This is a genomic window from Succinivibrio dextrinosolvens (assembly GCF_900116345.1).
GTDB classification, from domain to species: Bacteria; Pseudomonadota; Gammaproteobacteria; order Enterobacterales; family Succinivibrionaceae; genus Succinivibrio; species Succinivibrio dextrinosolvens_B.
In genome coordinates, this window is sequence record NZ_FPAH01000092.1 from 1 (window position 1) to 1,250 (window position 1,250).

The window sequence follows — 1,250 nt, forward strand, 5'->3', positions numbered from 1 at the left end:
TAATTTTGTTTTTTTTGTTCACTTAAAATTATAACGTAGACCCTTTTTTTATTTCACGCTCTTATTACCATCCCACACTTTTCTGTACAGACCCATTTTTTTCTCCCCTCAATATTTCCATTTTCAATCCAATTTAATATTCCTTTGCAACAATTTCGTTGCGTTAATTTAAGGATTATTTAATGCATAATTTTACTTCACCGGATCAGATCCGCACCATCTTTAAACTGTCTTTTCAGGAACCAACTTTAGGCGAACGAAAACCTGGAAAGAGGCTGGGATTAAGTCATTCAACAATTGGTAAATATAAAAGTATCTAGTAATTATTTACATCTTTTTCTCTAAAACCGCATAAAATATAATTACTCCAACATGTTACTGACATTGGAGTAAGATTTATGAGTTTATTTCCCCTTTAGCTATCAAAAGATAGTTTAAACAAAAATAGTTAATGAATTAACCAACACCCGCAGTTCATCTTATCAGGTTGCTTTCAGGTACAAATTAAGACCTCAGACAATAAATCGTATTGGCGTTCAATATATCGGAAAGAATAATTTTGAAAAAAAGAGAACAGCTAATAAATAGTGAACTTGATTCCCAGATCAGATCACTCTCTGCGCAGGGATATAATGGCGCAGAAATAGCAAAAGAGCTGGGGATGTATTCAAGCACCTGTTATAAGATCATTGCCGGTAAGATTTCTCTGGTAGAACAGTCCTCATTAAATGATGATGCTGTAGAGATCGTTTCAATGGAAGATGAGCACTCTGGAGATCTCTTAAAACCAGTGCCAATGAACAGTGCGAAGACCTTGCCTGCGGTTGAAGAATCAAAACACCCCCAAACGGCAATCCCCGAAGAAGCTCCCAAAACACCGGCACAAAGTAATTCTCACTCAGAAGAGTCACTTCAGAATGAACATAAGGTTCAAAAACAGTTATTGAATACGGTTCAACTGTCTTTTAATGACATAAGAATCAGTTACAGCACGGATTTGAGTATTGAGCACTCAGTTGCAGAACTTAAAAAAAATATGCAGAGATAAAGCATGTCCATATTATCTGCGACCGGAAGAATAGTAATGGTTTTATCTCCAATAAACGGACGCTGGGGAATGCACAAACTCATGGCAAAACTCTCAACAAATGAATTTGAATGATGTGGTGACAAGGAAAATTATGAACGGTACTTCCTTGAACCGCATTATTCAGTCTTAAGTTTCTATCCTAGGCCGAACCTTTAAATTG

1 protein-coding gene is annotated in these 1,250 nt (G+C 36.1%); it reads left to right on the plus strand.

The window, feature by feature from the left end; translation table 11 throughout:
- Positions 1 to 559: 559 nt before the first annotated feature.
- Positions 560 to 1,048 (plus strand): hypothetical protein, encoded by a 489-nt coding sequence (locus BM308_RS13140; RefSeq protein WP_074945832.1) that lies wholly within the window; start codon positions 560 to 562, stop codon positions 1,046 to 1,048.
- The last annotated feature ends 202 nt before the right edge of the window (positions 1,049 to 1,250 follow it).